This is a genomic window from Anaeromassilibacillus sp. SJQ-5, assembly GCF_054108045.1.
The window spans coordinates 1,759,958-1,777,507 of sequence record NZ_JBPJWQ010000001.1 but is presented as its reverse complement, the minus strand read 5'-3'; the positions used below and the strand labels follow the sequence as shown (position 1 = coordinate 1,777,507).

Annotated in this window: 13 protein-coding genes; all 13 read left to right on the top strand. The window is 61.5% G+C overall.

Going from position 1 to position 17,550, the window contains the following annotated elements; translation table 11 throughout:
- Positions 1–33 precede the first annotated feature (33 nt).
- The 13 genes from ACSAMM_RS07610 (at position 34) to ACSAMM_RS07550 (ending at position 17,536) form a co-directional block, all read left to right on the top strand.
- The gene (locus tag ACSAMM_RS07610; RefSeq protein WP_457790853.1) at positions 34–972 is read left to right on the top strand and encodes a carbohydrate ABC transporter permease; all 939 of its coding nucleotides are present in this window, start codon (positions 34–36) and stop codon (positions 970–972) included.
- The gene (locus ACSAMM_RS07605) at positions 965–1,933 is read left to right on the top strand and encodes a carbohydrate ABC transporter permease (protein ID WP_457790851.1); all 969 of its coding nucleotides are present in this window, start codon (positions 965–967) and stop codon (positions 1,931–1,933) included. The genes ACSAMM_RS07610 and ACSAMM_RS07605 overlap by 8 nt, the downstream gene beginning before the upstream one ends.
- A gap of 13 nt (positions 1,934–1,946) precedes the next feature.
- Positions 1,947–4,631 (top strand): extracellular solute-binding protein, encoded by a 2,685-nt coding sequence (locus tag ACSAMM_RS07600; protein ID WP_457790849.1) that lies wholly within the window; start codon positions 1,947–1,949, stop codon positions 4,629–4,631.
- Between the two features lie 14 nt (positions 4,632–4,645).
- The gene (locus ACSAMM_RS07595; RefSeq protein ID WP_178723353.1) at positions 4,646–5,542 is read left to right on the top strand and encodes an ABC transporter permease subunit; all 897 of its coding nucleotides are present in this window, start codon (positions 4,646–4,648) and stop codon (positions 5,540–5,542) included.
- Positions 5,543–5,645: 103 nt separating this feature from the next.
- Positions 5,646–6,512, top strand: a complete 867-nt coding sequence (locus ACSAMM_RS07590) for an ABC transporter permease subunit (RefSeq protein WP_178723351.1) — start codon at positions 5,646–5,648, stop codon at positions 6,510–6,512.
- Between the two features lie 13 nt (positions 6,513–6,525).
- Entirely contained in the window at positions 6,526–8,028 is a 1,503-nt protein-coding gene (locus ACSAMM_RS07585; protein ID WP_178723349.1) for a hypothetical protein, read from the top strand.
- Positions 8,025–8,723: a Yip1 family protein gene (locus ACSAMM_RS07580; RefSeq protein WP_457790846.1), complete on the top strand. Its 699-nt coding sequence runs from the start codon at positions 8,025–8,027 to the stop codon at positions 8,721–8,723. The genes ACSAMM_RS07585 and ACSAMM_RS07580 overlap by 4 nt, the downstream gene beginning before the upstream one ends.
- A 10-nt stretch (positions 8,724–8,733) precedes the next feature.
- Complete coding sequence (locus ACSAMM_RS07575) at positions 8,734–10,944, top strand: DUF5696 domain-containing protein (protein WP_457790844.1); 2,211 nt, start codon at positions 8,734–8,736, stop codon at positions 10,942–10,944.
- A complete protein-coding gene (locus ACSAMM_RS07570) occupies positions 10,941–11,978 on the top strand; it encodes a glycoside hydrolase family 130 protein (RefSeq protein ID WP_457790842.1) in 1,038 nt (345 codons plus the stop codon). Before ACSAMM_RS07575 ends, ACSAMM_RS07570 begins: the two co-directional genes overlap by 4 nt.
- 13 nt (positions 11,979–11,991) lie before the next feature.
- Positions 11,992–13,143 carry a Gfo/Idh/MocA family protein gene (locus tag ACSAMM_RS07565; RefSeq protein WP_457790840.1) on the top strand — a complete coding sequence of 384 codons (1,152 nt, stop codon included), beginning with the start codon at positions 11,992–11,994 and terminating at the stop codon, positions 13,141–13,143.
- 12 nt (positions 13,144–13,155) lie between these two features.
- Positions 13,156–14,313, top strand: coding sequence for a Gfo/Idh/MocA family protein (locus tag ACSAMM_RS07560; protein ID WP_457790838.1), 1,158 nt, complete (start codon positions 13,156–13,158; stop codon positions 14,311–14,313).
- Positions 14,306–16,171: a family 20 glycosylhydrolase gene (locus tag ACSAMM_RS07555; protein ID WP_457790836.1), complete on the top strand. Its 1,866-nt coding sequence runs from the start codon at positions 14,306–14,308 to the stop codon at positions 16,169–16,171. Before ACSAMM_RS07560 ends, ACSAMM_RS07555 begins: the two co-directional genes overlap by 8 nt.
- An 18-nt stretch (positions 16,172–16,189) precedes the next feature.
- Complete coding sequence (locus tag ACSAMM_RS07550; RefSeq protein ID WP_457790834.1) at positions 16,190–17,536, top strand: SGNH/GDSL hydrolase family protein; 1,347 nt, start codon at positions 16,190–16,192, stop codon at positions 17,534–17,536.
- The last annotated feature ends 14 nt before the right edge of the window (positions 17,537–17,550 follow it).

Sequence of the window (17,550 nt, the reverse complement as noted above, 5' to 3'; positions counted from 1 at the left end):
AGCATTATCTAAATCCGGAAGAGGAGCGGGACGATGAAGCAGAGAACCATTGAGAAAAAGCGGGCGATTGCCGGCTGGGTGTTTATTGCCCCCTGGCTGTGCGGCATCGTGCTGTTCTTTATTCAGCCGCTTATCAGCCTCGTGCGGTATTCGGTGACGGATTTTCAGTTCATGCAGGAGCAGGGCTCCATGTTTGCACCCCTGGAGGGTGGTTGGTGGGAAAACTACCGCACCGCCTTCCAGGGCGACGCCCTGTTTCCGCAGAAGTTCACCGCCACGTTGCTGGATATGCTGTACCGTGTGCCGGTCATCCTGATATTCAGCCTGTTTGTGGCCATTGTCCTCAATCAGAAATTCAAAGGGCGCGGCTTCATGCGCCTGATATTTTTCCTGCCGGTGCTGGTCACCACGGGCGTCATTTCCTCCATCATCAAGACCAGCCTGACCACGGTGGTGGTAGGTGGCGATTCGGCCACCAACATCTTCAGCGCGGCCCTGCTGACCCGGCAGCTGCTGGACGCGGGGCTGCCCGAGGGATTGGTGAATACCGTAGGCGGCATGATCGCCAACGTGTCGGATTTGGTCTGGAGCAGCGGCGTGCAGATTCTGGTATTCCTCATGGGGCTGCTGACCATTCCGCAGAGCCACTACGAGGTGGCGCAGGTGGAGGGGGCCACCGGCTGGGAGGCGTTCTGGAAGGTGACCTTCCCAGCTGTCTCGCCTTACATATTGGTGGGCCTCGTCTATTCGGCCATCGACCATTTTATCGGGTACGACAATGCCGTGATGAAATACATCACGGACAACGCTTACAACAATTTCCGCTATTCCTATGCGGCGGCCATGTCCTGGATTTACTTCGGTGCTATTCTTTTGTGCCTGGCCGTTCTGCTGTTCATTACGTCGCGGTTTATCCGCTATGGGGGGGCGGACGATGCTCCCCGCCGGGAGAGGAGGGCCCGTCATGGTTAAGAACAAGCGGGCGTCCTACGCGAACGCCGATTCCTCGCCCCTGTATTATCTGGGGCGGGCGGTCTGGTCGGCGGTGCGTTTTTTCTTCCTCTTAGGTATGACCTTCGTCATTTTATATCCGCTTTTGTATATGCTCAGCATGTCGCTGCGCGCGGGGGCGGATATGTACGATATGTCGGTTGTCTGGATCCCGAAGCATTTCACGCTCGATAATTTCCGTGTGGTGTTTGAGCAGCTCGGCTTCGGCACCGCCATGCTGAACACGACCGAAATCGCCCTGGGCTGCGCGGTGATACAGGTGTTTGTCTGCGCCCTGACGGGGTACGGCTTCGCCCGTTTTCCGTTCAAGGGCAGGGGGCTGCTGTTCCTGGTGGTAATTTTCACCATCGTGGTGCCGCCTCAGATGACCAACCTGCCGAATTACCTGCTGTTCCACGACTTCGACTTTTTCGGGATTGTCCAGGCCGCAACCGGCCGGGCCACAGAAATCAACCTGCTCGACCGGCGCTCCACCCTGTACCTGCTGGCTCTTCTGGGCCAGGGGATCCGCTCCGGGCTGTTCATCCTGATTTTCCGGCAGTATTTCCGCGGAGTGCCCATGGAGCTGGAACAGGCGGCCATGGTGGACGGCTGCGGCTTCGGGCGCACCTATTTCCGCATCATGCTGCCCAACGCCAAGGGGCCCATGCTTATCACGTTTTTGTTCACGCTGGTGTGGTATTGGAGCGATTTTTACACGTTATCCACCTATCTGAGCAACGTGCGCACCCTGTCGGTGAGTTTGGCGAGTCTGCGCGTTTCTCTGGAAACGGTGCTGTCGGTAGAGGCGTGGGATCCGTATAAAATCATCACGATGGAGCAGGCGGCCTGCATTGCAAGCATCGTGCCGCTGCTCGTGCTGTTCATCGTCCTCCAGCGGCAGTTCACCCGCAGCATCGAAACCACCGGCCTGGTCGGGTAAGAAGGAGACCGTTATGAGAAAAACCAAGCGTCTTTTTTGCTTCGTCGCCGGATTGGCCCTGCTGGGCGCGAGGCTTCCCGCCAGGGCGGCGGACGCCTCCCCGGCCAAGGAGCTGCGGGAAGGGGAAAGCGCCGTGTTTCAGACCGAGGCGCCGGAGGACGGGGCGTATGTGCTGGAAATCGACTACACGCCGGCAAAGGGCCGAACCGCCAGCCCCGAAGCGGATATCACCGTCGAGGGCGCTGGACGCTGGGCCCAGCATCTGGAGTTTCCCCGCACCTGGCGGGATATCCGTCCTGGGACCCGGTTTGCCACCGATTACCGCGGCAATGAGATGACCCCCGAGCAGGAGGAGGTCGCGCGGGAGCAGACCTTGACCGCCGGGTTTTCCGCCGCCCTCGGGCGGCAGGCGGTGCCGCTGACCAAGGGCAGCTACACCATCCGGCTGACGATGACGCGGGAGGCCATGCAGGTGCGGGCCGTCCGGCTGATTTGCCCGGAGCGGCGATCCTATGCCGCGTATCGGGAGGAAACGGCCGGACACCCCCAGACGGCGGACGAGTCCATTTCCGTCGAGGCCGAGCTGCCCGCCGCCAAATCCCATTCCTCCATCCTGCCCACCTACGACAAATCCTCTCCCGCCATCCAGCCGAACGCGCCGGACCGCATCCTGCTCAACCTCATTGGCGGGAGCAGCTATGCCCGCGCCGGCCAGTGGCTGGAATGGAGCATAGAGGTGAAAAAGGCGGGGTACTACAACCTATCCTTCCGGTACACGCAGGACAGCCTGCGCGGCCTCGGCGTGGGGCGGCGGATCCTTCTAGACGGCGCAGTGCCGTTCGAGGAATTCGAGCTTGTCCGCTTTCCTTATGCCGAATCCTTCGCCACCTTTACCCCCGCCGGGAAGGATGGTGCGCCGTTTCGGCTGTATTTGGAGGCAGGAGCGCACACCCTGCGCCTCGAGGTGAACGGCAGCCATCTGGAACAGAGCGCCCTGCGTCTCAAGGAACTGGTCAAGCAGGGAAACGACCTCTACCGTTCCATCGTCAGCGTTACCGGCGTATCCCCCGATCCGTACCGGGACTATTATCTCGACAAAGAACTGCCCGATCTGCTGCCTGGCCTTCGCAGTCTGCGGCAGGGGCTGGAAGAAACCGCCGAGGCGATCGATCGCTATTCCGACGGGACGGGCGGCAGCGAAACAGCGGTGCTTCAGGAGACCGTCCGGCTGCTGGACAGCTTCCTGGCGGCCCCCTATAAAATTCAAAACCGGCTGGACAGCTATAAGGCGCAGGTGGACGCGCTCGCCGAGCTGATGCTCCGCCTCGATCAGCAGCCGGTGACTCTCGATTATCTCACCCTGTCACCCGACGGGGAGGAGCCGGCCGCGGCCTCCGGCGGCTTCTGGCGCACGCTGACCTTCCGGCTGGAAGTGTTCCTGCGTTCCTTCTTGGACGACTATATTGTCAGCGGCGGGGAGGTAAGCGGGCAAAAGCCCCTGAAGGTTTGGATTAATACCGGGGATCTGCTGGTTTCCGGCGTGGCCTCCGGCCGGGATCAGATGCAGCTCATCAAACGGCTGTGCGACGATCGGTTCACCCGTGTTACCCACGTGCCGGTGGAGCTGTCCCTGGTCAGCACGGGGGACGTGCTGATGCAGGCGGTCATCGCGGGCAAAGGGCCGGACGCCGCGCTGTTTGTCCCCGAGCAGCTGGTGGCCAACCTGATGGTGCGCGGGGCTCTGGCCGATATGCGGGAGATGGACGGCTTTGCCGAGAGAGAAAAGGAGTTCTATCCGTCCGCGTTCGTGGCCTACCGCTTCGGCGATGGAATTTATGCGATGCCTGAAACGCAGAATTACAACATGCTGTTTTATCGCACCGATATTCTGCAGGACGAGGGGCTGCGTCCCCCTTCGACCTGGGACGATTTTTACGCCGTGCTCCAGAAGCTGCAGCAAAAGCAGCTGCAGGCGGGCATTCCCGAAAGTCAGGCCGTCTTTGAAATGCTGCTTATGCAGAACGGCGGAGCGGTGTACAACGAGGCGCTGACCGCCACCCGCCTGACCGAGCAGGCGGCCGTGGATGCTTTCACCCAGTGGACAGAGTTTTATATCAAGCATTCCCTGCCCCTGACCTTCGATTTCTTTAACCGGTTCCGCACGGGGGAGATGCCTATCGGCATCGCCGCCTACACGACATATAACCAGCTCACCGCCGCCGCACCGGAAATCGCCGGCCTGTGGGCCATGGCGCCGGTGCCGGGCGTGCAGAAGGACGGACAGATTATCCGCACGCAGAGCAGCACCATGAATGGCGCCGTTATCATCGAGGGGGCCGCGCAGAAGGAGAACGCCTATCGGTTTGTGAACTGGTGGACTTCCGCGGACGCCCAAGCCGCTTTCGGGCAGCAGAGCGAGGTGCTTCTCGGCGCGTCCGCCCGGTACAACACGGCCAACCGGGAGGCCTTCGACCGGCTTGGCTGGACGTCCGGGGAGAAGGAAACCCTGACCGCCGCCTGGGAGCAGGCCTGGGACGTCGAGCAGACGGCCGCCACCTATTACGTCGGCCGCTGCCTGACCAACGCGTTCCGTCGGGTGGTTTACAGCTACGAAGCGCCGCGGGATGTGCTGTACCGCTACAACGCGGATATCGCCGGGGAGCTGGCGCGCAAGCAGCGCCAGCTCGACCGGCCGTGAGGGGAGGAGAGAGCATGGGTAAAGCAAAGGGGCTCTTGGGAAAATACGGCGCCAGCTATTTTCTCCTGTCCTTCTGGCTGATTCTGTTTTTGGTGTTTACGGTCATCCCCATCGCCATTTCGGTGGTGATGAGCTTTACCGATTTCGACATGGTGCGTCTGCCGCGATTCGTGGGGCTGCAGAATTACACAACCCTGTTTTTGGACGACGATATTTTCATCAAATCGCTGGGCAACACCCTGTTTTACGCGCTGGTCACGGGCCCGGCGGGCTACCTGCTGAGCTTCCTGGTGGCCTGGTTGCTCAGCGAGACCTCCCGGGGCGTGCGCGCGGTGCTGATGCTGATTTTTTACGCCCCGACCCTGGCGGGCAACGTCTATATGGTCTGGACGTACATATTCAGCGGCGACTCCTACGGCATGCTCAACAGCCTGCTGCTGCGTTTGGGGCTTATCGCCGACCCGATCCAGTGGCTCAATGACCCGGCGTACAACTCCATTGTGGTGATCGTGGTCATCCTCTGGATGAGCATGGGAGCCGGGTTTCTCTCCTTCGTCGCCGGGTTTCAGCAGCTTAATGTCTCCCTCTTTGAGGCGGGGGCCATCGACGGCGTGCGCAACCGGTGGCAGGAGCTGTGGCATATCACGCTGCCCCAGATGGTGCCGCAGCTGCTCATCGGCGCGGTGCTGTCCATCTCCAGCGCCTTTGCCGTCGGGTATCAGAACGCCCTGCTTACCGGCAACCCCAGCACCGATTATTCGACCCATACGGTGCTGCTGCACATGACCGACTACGGATACACCCGTTTTGAAATGGGCTATGCCTGCGCGGTGGCGGTGGTGCTGTTCGTCCTCATGGTGGGGACGTGGCTTGTCATCAACCGGGGACTGCGCCGCATGTCGTCGGAATAAAGGGAGTCGGCAGCATGGAAGAAAATTGTAAGCGCGCTTGGCAAGCGCCGCCCGCCGGCCGCCCGGAGGGCCGACTGTATGCGGCGGAAAAAGGGGGGATACGATGAATTATACGGCAAAGCTTTCCGCAAAGCGGGTTTCCCGCTCGGCTTGGGGGAATTTTCTGGTGGCGGTTTTCCTGCTGCTGCTGGGCGCCTTTACGATTCTTCCCATCTACTATTCCATCGTCAGTTCTCTGAAGCCGCTCAATGAGCTGTTTTTGTATCCGCCCCGCTTCTTTGTCTATCATCCGACCCTGCGGAACTTCTCGGCTCTCATCAAGCTGCAGGCCCAGTCGCCCGTACCCTTTGAGCGGTATCTGTTCAACAGCGTGTTTGTCGCGGCGATTTCCACCGCGGGGTATGTGCTGGTGGCCTCCATGGCGGCCTACCCGCTGGCCAAGCACCGGTTTCCCATGAAGAAGGTTATCGTGCAGCTGGTGGTGTTCGCCATCCTGTTCCGCCCGGAGGTGACCTCCATCCCGCAGTACATCATCATGGCAAAACTCCAGGTTATCGACACCTATTGGGCGCTGATACTGCCGGCCATGGGTACGTCCTTCGGCGTGTTCCTGCTGATGCAGTTCATGGAGGCGATACCGAACGAGATCATCGAATCCTGCCGCATCGACGGGGCGAAGGAGGTCACCCTGTTTTTCCGCCTGATTCTGCCCATGGTCAAGCCCGCCTGGCTGACGGTGGTGATTTTCACCTTTACCAGCGTGTGGAACACCAACGGGGTGCAATTTATTTACAGCGAGAGCCGGAAGATGCTGCCGGCCATGCTCTCCCAGCTCAGCGGTGCGGGCGTCGCGCGGGCGGGGGTGGCATCGGCGGTGGCGGTGCTGCTGTTGATTCCGCCGGTGGTGATTTTCCTGTTCAGCCAAAAATCGGTGGTGGAAACCATGGCGCATTCCGGACTTAAGGGATAAGGGGGGCTACCAGTTGAATAAGCACATAGGGCCCGCCGCCCTCTCCGTCTGTCTGGCGGCTCTGCTGTCCGGCCCATCCGCCCTGGCGCTGGAGATCGGGAAAAGCTACCAGTACAACCAGCAGGGGGAAGCGGTCTGCGCCCCAGCGGGTTACGTATGCCGTCGGGTGCTTTATGGGGAAGAGCTGGGCATCGGCTCCTTTAAGAATCCCCGGGATATGGCGGTGGACGAGCAGGAGCGCCTGTATATAGCCGACACCGGCAACAACCGGATCGTCGTGCTGCACCGCGATCTGACGCTGGACAGAATCATCGACGCCGTCGTCACACCGGACGGGGAAAAGCAGGCGCTTACCGGACCGGAAGGGCTGTGGACAGCGGGTGACCTGCTGTATATCGGCGACACCGGCGCCGGCCGGGTGGTGGCGGTGGACGCCGACGGCGTTATCCGCCGGACGCTGCTCAAGCCTCAGACCGATCTGCTGACCGACGACGCGGAATTCAAGCCCTCCAAGCTGGCGGTCAACGACACGGGAACGGTATACGTCGCGGCCTCCGGTATCTACCAGGGGCTGCTCCAATACGACGATACCGACGCGTTTCTGGGATTTTTCGGAGCGAACAAGATAGAGGTCACCGCCGGGGTGCTGATCCGGAACTTCTGGAAGAATCTGTTTTCCGACGAACAGCGCGAAGGCATGGTGCGCACCGTTCCCACCGAATATGCCAACGTTTTTATGGACGACCAAGGGATGATCTTCACCGTCACCGCCACGGTGAGCACCGGCCAGGTTCGGCAGCTCAACGCGGCGGGCGAGAACATCCGCAAATATCCCGGACAGGACGCTGGTTTTCTGCAAACCGGCTATGACCGGAGCAATTACGGCGACCAGGAGGTGGACTACCAGAAAGGGCTGACCATCGCGAGCCGCATGACGGACGTGCAGGTGGATGCGGACGGCATCCTGTCGGTGCTCGACAACCAGCGGGGACGCGTGTTCCAGTACGATAAGGAGCAGAACCCGCTGTGCATTTTCGGCGGCAGGGGCGAACAGCAGGGCTTTTTCAAAAACGCCACGGCGCTGGAAAAGCTGGGAAGCGAGTATCTGATTGCCGACGCGGATAAGAACAGCCTTACCGTATTTGCGCCGGTCCCCTATATGGAGACCGTGCGTCTGGCGCTTGCCGCCTATGACGCGGGCGATTATGAAAAGAGCGCGGCTCTGTGGGAAGAGACGCTTCGGCAGAACGGCAGCCTTACGGTCGCTTACCGCGGCATCGGCCGGGCCCGGCTTCAGCAGGGACGCTATGACGAGGCCATGGCGTGCCTCGAAAACGGCGGCGACCGCTATTTTTATTCGCTGGCGGTGCAGCAGGTGCGCCGGCAGTTCACACGGGCCAACCTGTGGTGGCTTCTACCGGCGGCAGCCGCTGCCGTGGCCGCGTTTGTCTGGCTGGTGAAACGCATTAAACGAGCGATACTGCGCTCGGCGAAGAAGGAGGGGCGGCGAACTTGAGCAATCTGATTCGATTTATGCGGGGTGTGCGCATTCAGGCGGCTCATTTCCAGCCAGAGCGTCTGCGATGGCGCAGCCTGGATAAAACCAAGCTGCTGGTGCCCTTCCGCCTGTTTTTCCATCCGGTGGAAACCATGAACGACATCAAGTTCGAGGGACGCGGCTCTCTGGCGCTGGCGAACCTGCTGGCTTTCCTGTATTTTGTCGGGCAGATGATGGCTTTTTCCATGACCGGCTATCTGTTCAACGCCCACGATATCCGGCAATTTAACTTGTTTCTAATCCTGGCACAGACGGTTGTGGTGCTGCTGCTCTGGGCGGTATGCAACTGGTCCTCTTGTACCCTGCTCGAGGGGGAGGGCACTTTCCGGCAGATTTGGATCGCCACCTGCTACTCCCTCATGCCTATGGTTCTCGGTCAGCTGCCCCTGCTGCTGGTCTCCCGGATCCTGAGCCTGTCGGAGTCCATGTTTCTGACTGCCGCCACGGCGGTTTTACAGGGCTGGTCGCTTCTGCTGCTGTTTTTGGGGATGATGGTCATGCACCAGTTCACCGTCGCGCGGACGGTAGGGTCGGTGCTGATAACGCTGGTGCTGTTGGCCGCGGTGGCGTTCCTGGCGCTGCTGTCTTTCTCGATTTTTCAGCAGCTGGTCGCTTTTATTGGCACCGTGGCCGCCGAGCTGGCGGGACGATAGGGGGCGCGGAATGAAAAGACTCACAGCTTTGCTGACAGCCCTTCTGCTGGCGGTGCTCTTGGTGTCCGGCGCGGCTGAACCTGCCGATACGCCGGAACCGGAGAAAGCGGGCCACGCGGTGCAGGGGGAGGAGGTCACGGTGGCCGAGAGCGGTAATCTTCGCCTGTCGGTGAATTTGTCCACCTGTGCCGTCGCCCTCTGGAACGGAGCGGACGGCTCCCGCTGGGATACCAATCCCGTCGACCCGCAGGAGGACGCCTATACCGGCGGCGCGGTGCTCAACGACATTCGCTCTCAGCTGGTGGTCACCTATTACGACCATCAGAAAAATACCGCGACTATCGGCTCGTATCTGGCAAGCGTGCTGCGCCGCTCTTTCGAAATCCGCAAGATAGCGGACGGCGTGCGCGTCACCTATAATTTCTCCCGCGAGACGGAGCAATTCTCTATTCCGTTGGAATACCGCCTGCGGGACGGCGCGCTGGATATCCGTATCCCGGTGAAGGACATAAAGGAGCGGGGCGAGGCCCGCATCAGCGAGATCCAGGTGCTCCCCTATTTCCTGCGGGGCGGAAATGGGGAGGAGGGGTATCTTCTCATCCCCGACGGCAGCGGCGCGCTTATCGATTTCTCCGTCCCGCGCCCTCACGCGGCGCCTTACAAGCAGAAGGTGTACGGCAGGGATTTGGCTACCTCCTACTATTACGACGAGGGGGATAAGCAGGCCGCCCGGCTCCCCGTCTTCGGCGTCAGCCGCGGCGGCAGCGGGCTGCTGGCTGTCATCAGCGGGAACGAGAGCGCGGCCTATGTGGAGGCGAATCCCGTCGGCGCGGTTTCCTCCATGGCCAACGCCTTCGCATCGTTTACATACCGGCAGACCGATACCGCCCTTATTGCGGGAAAGGACTGGAATTACAACGAATACCCGGTGGTCAACGACCGGGCCGCGACGCGGGACTTTGCGCTATGCATTCTCCCACTCGAAGCCGGGCGCGCCGCTTATGGGGACATGGCGGCCCGGTACCGGGACTATCTCATCAAGGCCGGGGCGCTGACACCGCTGCGGGAGGACGAACGCCTGGACGGCGGGGTGGAGTTCTTCGGTAAAACCACCGAGCGCCGCTCCTTTCTGGGCATCCCGTACGATCATGCCGTAACGGCCACCAGCTTCGACGAGGCCGCCGCCATCTTGAACGAGCTGCAGGAGACGGGGAGCCGGCTGGGAGCGTTCCTCTACGGGTTCGGCAAGGGGGGCTACCCGGGAAAAGAAAGCTGGAACAGCGCCGTGGGGGGCCGGAAGGGCTATGACCGTCTGCTGGCCTCGCAGAAGGGAACAGGTGGCGTGATTTATGGGGTGCAGGAGTTCCTGTACGAAACCGATCCCGCTTTTCTGTGGCTGCGGCAGAAGAATTTTGCCCGCGCCCTGAACCGGGATTACCTGATGAAGACCGCGTATTCCCTAAGCACCTACGCCGCCGTCACGGAGGGCGGGGGCCGCTATGGCCTGACCGCCGCCGAGCTGACCAAACGTTTGGGGCGATTCTTCGATAAAACATCCTCCCGCGGCGGGGCGGGGACGTCGCTCGGCAGCATTGGGACCGATTTATACAGCGATTACGCCGAAGGATCTTACACCGAGCGGCAGGCCATGCTGGAGAGCGTGCGCGCCACCCTGGAAAAGGAGGACGGCCGGGCTTTGGCAGCGGAGGGCGGGAACGCTTGGCTGCTTGGAACGGTGCGCACGTTGTATGAGATCCCCACCGTTTCCAGCCGGTTCGACTGCGCGGCGGAATCGGTGCCGTTTTACACGATGGCGCTGCATGGGTATGTGAATCTGGCGGCGGTTCCCTTCAACGCGGAGGAGGACGTGGAAACGGCCTTTCTGCAATGCCTGGAGGCGGGCGCGCTGCCGAACTTCCGCATCACGGCAAAGGACAATACCGTCCTCAAGGATACCGGCTACGCCTTTTTGTACAACACCGGCTATGCGGGGGTCGGCGAGAGGCTGGGGGAGATGCTGAAAGCCTCGGCCGCCCTGTATGACGGGCTGTTTGACCAGCCCATCACCGGCCATGTCCGCCGCGGCGATGTCGCCGTCACCACTTACGCGAACGGCGCGCGCATCGCCGTGAATTACGGGGCGGAACCGGCGGATGCGGACGGCGTGACCGTACCGGCCCGCGGGTTCATCCGGATAGAGGGAACAGGAGAGAGTGTATGAACGTACAGGTTATGAGCGAGAGCATCCTCGGCGTCCAAATCGTCGAGGAGAACAGAAGGGTGCCAGTTATCGGGGGGGACTCCCTGCCCGATATGCCGTGGCAGGAGCGGACTCCGGGGGACAAATCACCCTTGTGGCGGTATAGAGGAAACCCCATCATCAAACGGGACGCCCTGCCCGATTCCAATAGCATTTTCAACAGCGCCGCCGTTCCCTTCCGGGGCGGATTCGCCGGGGTGTTCCGTTGCGACAACACCCGCCGGGTGCCGTGGCTGCACGCCGGTTTCTCCCAGGACGGCATCCACTGGAACATTGAGCCCCGGCCCATCCGCTTTATCGACGGACCGGCGGATCTCGCGTTTGAATACGCCTACGATCCCCGGGTCTGCAAGCTGGAGGATCGGTATTACATCACCTGGTGCAACGGCTATGAAGATCTGCCCACCATTGGGATGGCCTGGACCGAGGATTTTCGGGTGTTCCATCAGATGGAGAACGCGTTTCTGCCATATAACCGCAACGGGGTGCTTTTTCCCCGCAAAATCGGCGGCAACTACGCCATGCTCAGCCGGCCGAGCGACAACGGACACACCGCGTTCGGCGATATTTTCTACAGCGAGAGCCCGGACATGGTCTATTGGGGGAAGCATCGGCGTGTGCTCGAGCCCCGGGAGTCCTGGGAGAAGCTGAAGGTAGGGGCCGGGCCGGTGCCCATTGAAACCGGCGAGGGCTGGCTGCTGATTTACCACGGGGTGCTTCGTTCCTGCAGCGGCTTTGTCTACAGCATCGGCGCCGCTCTGCTCGATCGGGAACAGCCGTGGAAAGTGCTTGGGCGCACCCGCTCTTTCCTGATGGCTCCCCGGGAGGATTACGAATGCGTTGGCGACGTGCCGAACGTGGTGTTTCCCTGCGCAGCCTTGTGCGACAAAGATACGGGCAGGCTGGCCATTTACTACGGCGCCGCCGACACGGTCACGGGCCTGGCGTTCAGCCGGGTAGACGACATCGTGGACGCGATCCGCGCAGACGGCTGAAGGAGGGATCGGTATGCTGAAAATCGGCGTGATTGGCTACGGCGGCCGGACGGGCGATCTCATCAAGGACGTGCTGCTGGAGCTGAAGCTGGATGTGGAGATTGTAGCTTTTACGGATTTGGACGAAGCTGCGGCCCGGGCCCGGATGTCTCATCCCCGTTTGCATCCCGAAACCATTCGGTATTACAAAACCGCGCGGGAGATGCTGGACAGCGAGGAGCTGGACGGATGCATGATCGGCACGCGGTGCAATACGCATACCTCTTATGCCGTGGAGGTGCTGCGCCGGAATATCCCGCTGTTTCTCGAAAAGCCGGTATCCACCACGATAGAGGATTTGCGCGCCTTGGCCGCCGCGGGCAAGGCGACCACGGCTCAGACGGTGGTCTCTTTCCCTCTGCGCACATCGGGCATCGTCCGGAAAGCCAAGGCTATTATCGACAGCGGGGAGATCGGCGAGATACAGCATGTCCAGGCGTATAACAACGTCCCATACGGCGGCTGTTATTACCATTCCTGGTACCGGGACGAAAGCGTCACCGGCGGGCTGTTCCTGCAGAAAGCGACCCACGATCTCGACTATATTCAATACATGCTGGGCCGTCGGCCGGTGGAGCTCTGCGCCATGGAATCCAAGCAGATTTTCAAAGGGGACAAACCGGCGGGACTGCGCTGCTCCGACTGCCCCGAGGAGCGTACCTGCCCGGAAAGCGAGTGGTTCATGACCACCTACAAGGCGGATCATCCTCACGGCGATCTCTGCTGCTTTTCCACCGCCACCGGCAACCATGATTCGGCCAGCGTTCTCGTCCGGTACGACACCGGGATGCATGTATGCTACAGCCAGAACTTTTTTGCCCGCAAGAATGCCCAGCTGCGCGGGGCGCGGTTCCTCGGCTACAAAGGCACGCTGGAATTTGATTGGTATACCGGGGAAATCCATCTGCACAAGCACGACGAGCCGGTGGATGCGTGCTATAAGCTGGATTTGACCGCCTCCTCCCATTTCGGCGGGGATAAACAGCTGATGCTGAATTTCTGCGGCGTGATGGCGGGAACGGAAAACAGTGAGAGTCCGCTGGAGGACGGCATCGCCAGCGCGCTGCTCTGCCTGAAGGCCGCCGAGTCGGCCAGAGAGCATCGCTTTGTGGATATCGCCTTATAGAGGAGTGAGGGTATGCGGAAAATCGGCGTAATCGGCTTCGGCGGCCGACTGGGCGATCTGATTCAGAACGTGCTGCTGGAGTTGGGGATGGATGTCAAAATTGCAGCGGTGGCGGATACGGATTTGACGGCGGTGCGGGGGCGGCTGCGCCATCCCGGCCTGACGGCCGACGGCATCCGCTTTTATACGGATGCACGGGAAATGCTGGACAACGAGGAACTGGACGGGTGCATGATCGGCACGCGGTGCAATACGCATACCCCTTATGCCGTGGAGGTGCTGCGCCGGAATATCCCGCTGTTTCTCGAAAAGCCGGTATCGGTCACTATGGAGCAGCTGCGGGCCCTGGACGCTGCTGGAAAAGCGACCGCGGCCCAGACGGTGGTTTCCTTTCCGCTGCGCGCGTCGCTGCCGGTACGCAAGGCCAAGGCCATTATCGACAGCGGGGAGATCGGCGAAGTGCAGCACGTGCAGGCTTGGAACAACGTCCCCTATGGGGCGGGGTATTACCATACCTGGTGCCGGGACGAAAGCGTCACCGGTGGGTTGTTCCTGCAAAAGGCGACCCACGATCTCGACTATATCCAGTACATACTGGGGCATCGGCCGGTGGAGCTCTGCGCCATGGAATCCAAGCAGATTTATAAAGGGGACAAACCGGCGAGGCTGCGCTGTCCCGACTGCCCCGAGGAGCGCACCTGCCCGGAAAGCGAGTGGTTCATGACCACCTACAAGGCGGATCATCCTCACGGCGATCTCTGCTGCTTTTCCACTGCCACCGGCAACCACGATTCGGCCAGCGTTCTCATCCGGTACGACACCGGGATGCATGTATGCTACAGCCAGAACTTTTTTGCCCGCAAAAACGCCCAGCTGCGCGGAGCGCGGTTCCTTGGCTACAAGGGCACGCTGGAATTTGATTGGTACACCGGGGAGCTGCTTGTGCATAAGCACGACGAGCCGGTGGATGTATGCTACAAGCTGGATTTGACCGCCTCCTCCCATTTCGGCGGGGATAAACAGCTGATGTTGAATTTCTGCGGCGTGATGGCGGGAACGGAAAACAGTGAGAGTTCGCTGGAGGACGGCATCGCCAGCGCGCTGCTCTGCCTGAAGGCCGTCGAGTCGGCTCGGGAGCATCGCTTTGCCGAGGTGCGGCTGGATGGATAGGATTTGCCTGCGCTGCGCCGACGCCGCACTGCTGGAACCCCTGGAGGAGGCGGCGCGGGAGCTGGGCCTGCCGCTGGATATGGACGGCCGGCCAGTATGGCTGGAGCCGGGAGGCGAGGGGCTTCGCATCGATCCCCGGGGAGACGCCGTCCAGGTGTGCTACGGCACCCGCGCCGCCGCCTTCCGCGCCCTGAGCCTGCTGCCCGAGACGCTGGAAAGACAGGACGTCTTCCTCCAGTCGCCCCGCTTTACCTTAAACGGCGTGCTGGTGGATGCCAGCCGAAACGCCGTACCGAAGCCGGAAACGCTGTACCAGCTGATTCGGCGGTGCGCGGCGATGGGACTCAACGCCCTGTTTTTGTATACGGAGGACACGATCGAGCTGCCCGATTATCCCTATTTTGGGTATATGCGGGGGGCCTATACGGCTCAGGAAATCCGGAAGCTGGACGACTACGCCGCCCGATTCGGAGTAGAGCTGATCCCCTGCATACAGACCTTGGCACATTTTACCGCCCCCATGCGGTGGCGGGCCTTCGACGAGCTGCGGGATATCGGGGATATCCTGCTGTTGGATGACGATAAAACCGATCGGTTTCTGGACGCTCTGATTGCGCGGGTGCGGGAGCTGTTCGGCTCCAGGCGTATCCATGTGGGACTGGATGAAGCCCATATGGCAGGGTTGGGGCGATACCTGGACAAACACGGCTGTCCCGATCGGGCCGACTTGCTGCTGCGGCATGTCGAGCGGGTGGACGCCATTTGCCGGCGGCACGGGTTTCGCCCCATGATGTGGAGCGATACCTTTTACCGGATAGGCGGGGGCGGCTATAAGGACGATGTCGTTACGCCGGACATACGCCGCCGCGTTCCGCCCGACATGCAGCTGGTGGCCTGGGACTACTATTCCGCGAAGCCGGAGGACTATGCCGCCACGCTGGAGAGTCACCAGCGGTTCGAGCGGGATATCCTGTTTGCCGGAGGGGCGTGGAAATGGCTGGGCTTTGCTCCGCATATCGGCCACAGCCTGGAGCGGAGCCGGACAGCGCTGACGGTCTGCGCGGCCCACGGCGTGAAGGAAGTGATCCTCACCGCCTGGGGGGACGACGGAGCCGAAGGATCCCTGTGGGGAATTCTGCCGGTCATGCAGCTGTTTGCAGAGGCGTCCTGGGAGCCGGCGGCGGACGAGAACCGTCTGGCGGCCCGCTTTGCGGCCTGTACCGGCCTGTGCTGGACGGATTTTCTCGCCATCGACCAGCTGCATCTGCGCCCGGGAGACGCGCCGGACACGCCGGGACCGGCCAACCCCGCCAAATATCTGCTGTATCAGGACGTGTTGCTGGGCCTGTTTGACGCCCACGTGCCGGAGGAAAGGGACGCCCCGGTTTTTGCGGCGGCGGCGGACGCGATGCGGGCCGCTGCTCTACGGAATCCGCAGACGGCTCTGTTTGAGACGCTGGAGAAGCTGGCCGCCGTTCTGGCGTGTAAGGCGGATTTGGGGGTGCGGCTGCGCCGCGCTTATCAGGAGGGGGACAGGCAGGCGCTTTGCCGCCAGAGGGAGACTCTGCGCCGCCTGCCGGATTTGTGCGAGGCGCTGTACCGGGCGGTGTGCCGCCAGTGGGCAGCGGAAAATAAACCGTTTGGCCGGGAGGTGCTGGATATGCGTTTCGGCACGCTGGCCTTCCGTCTGCGGGCGGCGCTGGAAACGCTGGACGCCTATCTGGCGGGGGCCGCTGCTTCCATTCCAGAGTTGGAGATGACCCTGCTGCCGTACGATGCGCGGGAGGACAGCCGCGGCCTTCCCATAGAGGAGAGCGCCTGGCTAAAAATCGCGTCCGCCGGTGTTCTGCAAATTTAAGAGAGAGGGAGATGCCCTATGCGTTTTGTGCGAAAGTCGCGCGCCTTGGCGCTTTGCCTGCTGTTCCCGTTGACGGCCGCCGGCTGCTCCGGGGCGCCAAGTCCATCCTCGTCGGCCGCCGCGCCGACTGCCAGCGCGGTTTCCTCCGCCTGGTCATCCGCTCAGATGACCACAACCGCCGTAACAAGCGCTGTCACGACCTCCGGCAAGGCTTCCACCACCCAGGCATCCCCTGCGTCCGCCCGGAAAACGACGACCAGCCGGCATGCCGCATCCGCCACCAAGGCCGCGCTCGCGACCACAGGCAAGCAGTCAACCGATTCGGGGTTCCTGAACGCGGCGCTTTTTAACAAGGGGCGGGACGCTTATGGCGGTAAAAGCATCAACGTTTTGGGGGACAGCATTTCTCACGGGGCCAATGCGCCCAATATCCCGGATCATTCCTATGTGGGGCTGCTCAAAAAAGCGGTCGCCAAAAAGTTCGGTGTCTATAATTATGGCTTTACCTCCCTGCTGTGTACCTTCGATAATCCCGACGGCACGTATCAGGAGCTGCACACCATCGATTTGGCGGCAGGCGAATGGGGGCATGGCGGCGGAGAAGGCGCCGCCGGGCATCTGGGGTTTGAGCTGTACCGTTCGCTGTCCGGCCAGGCCAAAATGACGGTGACGGTGGACCGTAACGCCACCGATGCGGGCCGGCATGTCAAGGGCCTGTACGTGTATTATGAAGCGGGACCGGCTCAGGGCTCCTTCCGTGTAGAGGCCGCCGGCCGGACGCTGGCGACAGTGGACTGCCGCCGGGACAAAACCGATACCTGTGCCCGATCCCCGTATATACCGCTGCCCGCCAATCTGCCCGCTAAGGCGGAGATTTGCGTGGTGAGCAGCGGCGCGGCCCCCGTTGTCATCACGGGCTTTGGCTATGCCGAGGAGCCGAACGGGGTGACGGTGCAGAATTATTCCCGCAGCGGCTTGCAGCTCGTCGAGGTGGGCAACGATGTCATTCAATCGGTCTGCCGAGCCAATGTGGTGGTGCTCGCTTTGGGCTTCAACGACGCGGGGATGCAGGCGGATCACGCGGCCTTCCGCAATAAAATCAATCGGATCATCCGTTCCTGCGAGGCAAGCGGGGCGAAGCTGGCGGTAGTGGACACCCTGTGGACCTTCCAGGCGGAAAAAGAATTCTACCGTGCCGAGCTGAAACGTGCCGCCGACGAGCTGGGCGGCCTATACATATCCTTCACGGATTTGGCGGAACAGAACCCGGGCATGATTCAGGACGGGGCCCATCCCTCGGTGGCGGGGCATCGTCTGGTGGCCCGCCGAATCTGCGAGAAGCTGGGACTGCCTATGTCCGAATAACACAATAGGAGACG

Excerpts from the sequence above, each read along its gene's own strand:
- ACSAMM_RS07550 (WP_457790834.1), top strand. The coding sequence starts at position 16,190 with ATGCGTTTTGTGCGAAAGTCGCGCGCCTTGGCGCTTTGCCTGCTGTTC.
- ACSAMM_RS07600 (WP_457790849.1), top strand. The coding sequence starts at position 1,947 with ATGAGAAAAACCAAGCGTCTTTTTTGCTTCGTCGCCGGATTGGCCCTG.
- ACSAMM_RS07595 (WP_178723353.1), top strand. The coding sequence starts at position 4,646 with ATGGGTAAAGCAAAGGGGCTCTTGGGAAAATACGGCGCCAGCTATTTT.
- ACSAMM_RS07605 (WP_457790851.1), top strand. The coding sequence starts at position 965 with ATGGTTAAGAACAAGCGGGCGTCCTACGCGAACGCCGATTCCTCGCCC.
- ACSAMM_RS07565 (WP_457790840.1), top strand. The coding sequence starts at position 11,992 with ATGCTGAAAATCGGCGTGATTGGCTACGGCGGCCGGACGGGCGATCTC.
- ACSAMM_RS07570 (WP_457790842.1), top strand. The coding sequence starts at position 10,941 with ATGAACGTACAGGTTATGAGCGAGAGCATCCTCGGCGTCCAAATCGTC.
- ACSAMM_RS07560 (WP_457790838.1), top strand. The coding sequence starts at position 13,156 with ATGCGGAAAATCGGCGTAATCGGCTTCGGCGGCCGACTGGGCGATCTG.
- ACSAMM_RS07610 (WP_457790853.1), top strand. The coding sequence starts at position 34 with ATGAAGCAGAGAACCATTGAGAAAAAGCGGGCGATTGCCGGCTGGGTG.
- ACSAMM_RS07555 (WP_457790836.1), top strand. The coding sequence starts at position 14,306 with ATGGATAGGATTTGCCTGCGCTGCGCCGACGCCGCACTGCTGGAACCC.
- ACSAMM_RS07575 (WP_457790844.1), top strand. The coding sequence starts at position 8,734 with ATGAAAAGACTCACAGCTTTGCTGACAGCCCTTCTGCTGGCGGTGCTC.
- ACSAMM_RS07590 (WP_178723351.1), top strand. The coding sequence starts at position 5,646 with ATGAATTATACGGCAAAGCTTTCCGCAAAGCGGGTTTCCCGCTCGGCT.